6 protein-coding genes are annotated in these 5,798 nt (G+C 41.1%); all 6 read right to left on the bottom strand.

Translation table 11 applies throughout. From position 1 onward, the window contains the following. Positions 1–110 precede the first annotated feature (110 nt). Genes ung through GQR46_RS15105 form a run of 6 tightly spaced genes read right to left on the bottom strand, consistent with a single transcriptional unit; the run spans position 111 to position 5,529 of the window. A complete protein-coding gene (gene ung, locus GQR46_RS15130) occupies positions 111–773 on the bottom strand; it encodes a uracil-DNA glycosylase (RefSeq protein WP_165727213.1) in 663 nt (220 codons plus the stop codon). Further along, positions 770–1,630, bottom strand: coding sequence for a cobalamin-binding protein (locus GQR46_RS15125; protein WP_165741362.1), 861 nt, complete (start codon positions 1,628–1,630; stop codon positions 770–772). The genes ung and GQR46_RS15125 overlap by 4 nt, the downstream gene beginning before the upstream one ends. Further along, a complete protein-coding gene (cobO, locus tag GQR46_RS15120) occupies positions 1,630–2,229 on the bottom strand; it encodes a cob(I)yrinic acid a,c-diamide adenosyltransferase (protein WP_165741361.1) in 600 nt (199 codons plus the stop codon). The genes GQR46_RS15125 and cobO overlap by 1 nt, the downstream gene beginning before the upstream one ends. Then, complete coding sequence (locus tag GQR46_RS15115) at positions 2,222–3,706, bottom strand: cobyric acid synthase (protein ID WP_165741360.1); 1,485 nt, start codon at positions 3,704–3,706, stop codon at positions 2,222–2,224. Before GQR46_RS15115 ends, cobO begins: the two co-directional genes overlap by 8 nt. A gap of 4 nt (positions 3,707–3,710) precedes the next feature. Beyond that, a complete protein-coding gene (locus GQR46_RS15110; protein ID WP_165741359.1) occupies positions 3,711–4,715 on the bottom strand; it encodes an iron ABC transporter permease in 1,005 nt (334 codons plus the stop codon). A gap of 1 nt (position 4,716) precedes the next feature. After that, a complete protein-coding gene (locus GQR46_RS15105) occupies positions 4,717–5,529 on the bottom strand; it encodes an ABC transporter ATP-binding protein (protein ID WP_165741358.1) in 813 nt (270 codons plus the stop codon). Positions 5,530–5,798 lie beyond the last annotated feature (269 nt).

Here is a 5,798-nt window from a genome sequence, read left to right as displayed (position 1 = left end):
TAATTCAATACGCCCCAACTAAACAAAAAGGCTTCCGATATATGGAAGCCTTTTTTAATGCGCTGAAAATAGCTGCATGAGATAAATTTATTATTCAGAGCTCAGGTTATTTACACCTGCCAGTTAATCGGTTTTTCACCTTGGGCTTGTAATAGCTCATTCGTTTTTGAAAAATGCTGACAGCCAAAAAAGCCTCTATGCGCCGAAAGCGGTGATGGGTGCGGCCCTTTTAAAACATGATGGCGAGCGCTATCTATGCCTTTACCTTTTTTTTGTGCATGTGCACCCCATAAAATAAATACCACACCTTCGCAGTGTTTATTAATATGCGCTATTACATTATCGGTAAATTGCTCCCACCCTAAATGCTTATGAGAATGCGCTTGCCCTTGCTCAACGGTCAATACTGTATTGAGTAAAAACACGCCCTGATCTGCCCAGCTTTGCAGGTAACCATGCTCAGGAATAATAAACCCGCTGATATCGACAGCTAACTCTTTATATATATTTTTAAGCGACGGTGGCAGTTTTTTAACTTCAGGCAATACCGAAAAACATAAACCATGCGCTTGCCCTTCACCGTGGTAAGGGTCTTGCCCTAAAATTACAACGCGAATGTTATTAAGTGCTGTAGCATCAAAAGCGCTAAACACTTGAGGTTCAGGCGGATAAACAGCAACGCCTTCATTGCGGCGATTAGCCACATACTCTAACGTTTGTTGCATATAAGGTTGCTGTAATTCACTTTCTAAAAATGTAGCCCAATCGCTCATTGTGTACTCTTAATCTGTTTACGTGATGCGTCTATTTTATCACACATATCCGCCAGTCCATCTAGCATACGCGGGGTAAACCGATGTAATAAATCGGCATTTACGCTAATAAATTGATCATTTTTAACTGCTGGCACTTCTGGCCACTTTTGCCAATTAACAACCGGCTGTGGTGTTTTTGATTTTTCATCAGGGATAATAATAACTTGTGGCTTAGTAACAATGACATTTTCGATACTAATTTGCGGATAATCTGTAACGCTATCGGCAAATACATTACTTACATGGCATGTTTCAATCAGTTGGCTTATCCACGTATTTTTACTTACTGTCATCATAGGCTCAGCCCATAACTGATAAAATCCGGTAATATTTTTTTTATCTTGCTGGCTTTTAACAATCGCGTTTAGTTTTTGTGTAAATGCATTTGCCGCTTGCTGGCTTTGCTCAATATTCCCTGTAAATTCACCAAAAGTAAGTAACTCGTCGGCTACACCAGCGATTGTGGTCGGGTTACTTAAATATACTTTTATGCCCAGGCGCTCTATTTGGGCTAAATCTTCGCTTTGATTTCCGCTTTTCCACGCAATTACTAAGTCGGGTTTAAGCGCCAATACTTTTTCAAGCGAGATGCCGTAATAACCCCCTATGCGCTCAATACTTTGGGCCTCAGCAGGATAGTCGGCATAATCAACCGTGCCCACAATATTATCGCCCGCCCCTATGGCAAATAGGTTTTCAACTATATGTGGTGCAAGCGCGATTATTCGCAGTTTTTTAGAATCATTAGTCTGCTCTGCAAGTGCACTGCCCGATAAACTAAAAAGCAGCAGCCCAATAAAAAACGCTTTAAACATTAGTAATCAAACCCTTCAAGCGCTTTTATGCCTGAATCGAATGCATGTTTTACATTACGCACTTCGCTTACTGTGTCGGCAAGTTCGGTTAAAGTGCGGTGCGCTGCACGCCCTGTAATAATAACCGACTGCATTGGCGGGCGGTTATTAAGCGCTGTTACTACTTCATCTAAATCAACGTAACCGTAAGTCACCATGTAAGTAAGTTCATCGAGTAATACTAAATCAATACTGCTATCAGCAAGCATGCGTTTTGACTCTTGCCATGTTGCTTGGGCGGCTGCGGTATCAGCTTCTTTATTTTGCGTATCCCAGGTAAAACCGGTGTTCATTACAACAAACTCAACACCTGCACCTTGTAATAAATTACGCTCGCCACATTCCCAAGTACCTTTGATATACTGGCAAACGGCTGCTTTTTTACCATGACCTACGCAGCGTGCTACAACGCCAAAACCCGAGGTTGATTTACCTTTACCATTGCCGGTAATTACCTGAAAAATACCTTTAACATCTTGTGCGGCAGCAACACGTGCATCCACTTGCTCTTTTACTTTTTGTTGGCGTTGTTGGTGCTTATCGTTATTTTGTTCAGTCATTATTGTGCCCTTCATAAATCGAGATAATTTGCTGTATATTTAAATGCGTTTCGCACATGGTTGCTAAGCGCTCTAACTGCTGCTCGCGGTGATCGGTAATACTAATAGGATTAATGGTAGCGCTTGGTTTTACCCACTTTAAAATTTGCGATGTAGCATCGGCTTCATCAAATAAACCATGTAAATAGGTGCCTGCAATAGCATTATCATCACTAATAAAGCCATCAGTTTTAAAGCCATTTGGGTGGTTTTCGTCAAAGGTTAAAAACGGCTTATTAAGCGCTGCACCTTGGCTAATACCTGCATGTATTTCGTAACCACTACAGGGTGTTGATTGGTTATTTAAAAGTAGTGTAGCGGTTATTTTGGTTAATACTTTTTGTGTTGTCAGCGTGGTTTCAAAATCGCACAGAGCAAGCCCATTTACTTGCTTTAATGACGATTCAATACCATCGGGATCGTTGAGCGTATTGCCCAGCATTTGCATGCCGCCACAAATTCCAAGTACTTTGCCACCATAGCGTAAGTGGCGCTTAATTTGTAAATCCCAGCCTTCATTTTTCAAAAAGGTTAAATCCCCCAGCACGTTTTTACTGCCTGGTAGAATGATCAGATCAACTTCTGGGATCGTTTGCGTGTGGCGCACATAATTTATATTAATGTTTGGGTGCAAACGCAGTGCATCAAAATCGGTATGATTACTAATGTGTGGCACGAGCAGCACTGCAATATTAATTGTGGCATTGGTTACGTTATTATCAATTGCAACGGCGTCCTCAGCGTCAAGCGCTAGGTCGTGCAAATAAGGTAATACACCAAGTACGGGTTTGTTTGTGTATTCTTCAAGCCAATCTAGCCCGCCTTGCAGCAAACCTATATCGCCTCTAAAGCGGTTTATAACAAAGCCTTTTACGCGCGCTTGTTCTGACTCGCTTAACAACGCAAGCGTACCTACCAAATGTGCAAACACACCACCTTTATCAATATCGGCAATTATAATAACAGGGCAATCTACCTCTTCGGCGTAACCCATATTGGCAATATCGTTTTCACGCAGGTTTATTTCAGCAGGGCTCCCCGCTCCTTCAACAAGGAGTAATTCAAAGCGTTTAGCTAAGCGGTTATGTGAGGTAATTACTGCATCCATCGCGACTTTTTTATAGTCGTGATATTTGCCAGCTTCCATATTACTAATGGCTTTTCCGTGAATAATCACTTGTGCGCCCGTGTCGCTATTAGGCTTAAGTAATATAGGGTTAAAATCTATTTCGGGCTCTACTTTAGCTGCTATTGCTTGCAAAGCTTGCGCACGACCAATTTCGCCGCCATCTTTTGTTACTGCGCTATTAAGTGCCATATTTTGTGGTTTAAAAGGCGCAACCTTTACCCCTCGCTTAGCAAATACCCTGCAAAGGGCTGCAACTAAAGTGCTTTTACCTGCGTCGGAAGTAGTGCCTTGCACCATTAAGGTTTTCATGGAATTACACCCTTCGCTTTCTAAAAAACAATAAACTTAAAAAGAACACACTACCAATAGCAGCAGTAATAACGCCTACGGGCAATTCTTGGTTTTTTAGCAAGGAGCGCGAAAGTACATCAACCCACACCATAAATGTACCGCCCACTAAGCTGGTTACCAGTAAGCCAGCGATGGTGCCTTGGGATATAAAAAAGCGCACAATGTGCGGTACCATTAATCCTACAAACCCAATACCACCACACATAGCCACCAGCACAGCGGTAATTAATGAGCTCAAAACCAGCATAAGTATTCTAAAGCGCTGGACCCTAACACCTAATGTAATTGCGCTTTCATCGCCAAGTAACATAGCATTGAGTTGCCTTCTAAAGCTCAGCATTACAAACGTACACAATGTGATTACCAATAAAGGTAACCAAAGCGTAGCCCACTGCGCACGAGCAAAGCTGCCCAGTGTCCAAAATAAAATAGCGGCTACCGCCTGAGGGTCGCTCCAATAAAGCAACAAACTGGTAAATGCACTAAATAAAAATGACAGAGCAACACCAGCTAATAACATTGATTCTACCTGTGCACTTTGCTGCCTACCTGCAATAAGTATTAATAAACTCATAGCGAGTAAGCTGCCCAGCAGTGCTGCTGCCGATAGCATAAAGCCTGCGCTAATGCCTGCTAGCGCCATAAGTAACACCACGCCAAATGAGGCACCCGACGATATACCAAATAAGTAAGGATCGGCTAAAGGGTTACGCGTTACCGTTTGTAAAATAAGCCCCGCAATTGCTAAGCCAGAGCCTGCTAAAAAGGCGAGTAATGTGCGTGGCATTCTTAGTTCAAAAATAATACGCGAATTAAAAGACGCATCATTTGAGAATAAAAAGCTATTAAATACATCTTGAAGTGAGGTCTCTGCTGCGCCAAAACTAAGTGCTGCAAATAAGCTAAATAAAGCAGCTACAACACTTATAAATAGCGCAAATGATTGGCGAGTATTAACTGCGCTCATATTATTTGTAGCCATAAAAGTAAGTGATATGAGGGATGCTATTTCCCGACTTCGATATTTGCGGGTGGTTATTTACTTGGGCGCAAACACCAAAAACGTCGCCTAGCATGTTTTCGGTTAATACCTCACTTGGCGTGCCTGTATGTGTAATTTCACCGTTTTTAATAACCACTAGTTCATCGCACATTGCAGAGGCTAAGTTTAAATCGTGAAACGATGCAAATACCGTTACACCCAACGATTTAGCAAGCTCCATAACCTGTATTTGGTATTTAACATCTAAATGGCTGGTTGGTTCGTCCATAATTAATAGTTGAGGTTGCTGCACAATAGCACGAGCAATAAGCGCTCTTTGTTTTTCACCGCCTGAGAGCGATTCAAAACTTTGATCAATATGATCCACTAACCCTACGGTGTTGATAGCTTGGATGATTTTTTGTTTATCAATATTGGTTATTGAGCTAAATAGCGATTTATGAGGCGTTAGCCCAAGTGCAATAACATCAAATACGCTTAAGTTAAATTGCGAAGGGGTTTCTTGTAAAACAACCGCGACTTTTTTTGCGTACTCATCACTTTTTAGCTGCCAAATGTCGGTGTTGTTAAACTCTACAACGCCATCACTTGGTTTATTAAAACGATATAAACAACGCAATAAGCTCGATTTACCTGCGCCATTAGGTCCAATTAAACCAACAAATTTACCTGTGGTTATTTTAAGGTTTATTTTTTTGAGAATCGTTTTATTGCCAATACCCCATGATACGTTTTTAACGTTTAGTAAAGGCGTGTTTAGCGCTGATTTAGTGTGCAACAGTGAGTCCTTGGTAGGCGTGTACTCACTAACAATACAGCTAACAATAACTAGTGCATTAATAAAAATGAGTAAACCCGCTCGTTAAAAAATTATACCAATCTATTTAGATATAGAACCTATTAAGCGATAAATTTAATTCGTTAAATTGTTCAAATATTTATGCTGATTGGTATTGCTCATTTGTATCTGACTTAAAGCGTTGTACTAATTACAGTTACGGGAATAGTTGAGGATTTGCACCTCATTCCAAATGAGGGTCTATTATG

This window comes from Pseudoalteromonas sp. Z1A6, from assembly GCF_011378745.1.
GTDB lineage: Bacteria > Pseudomonadota > Gammaproteobacteria > Enterobacterales > Alteromonadaceae > Pseudoalteromonas > Pseudoalteromonas arctica.
The sequence above is the reverse complement of the archived record's forward strand: the minus strand, read 5'-3'. Positions and strand labels throughout refer to the sequence as shown.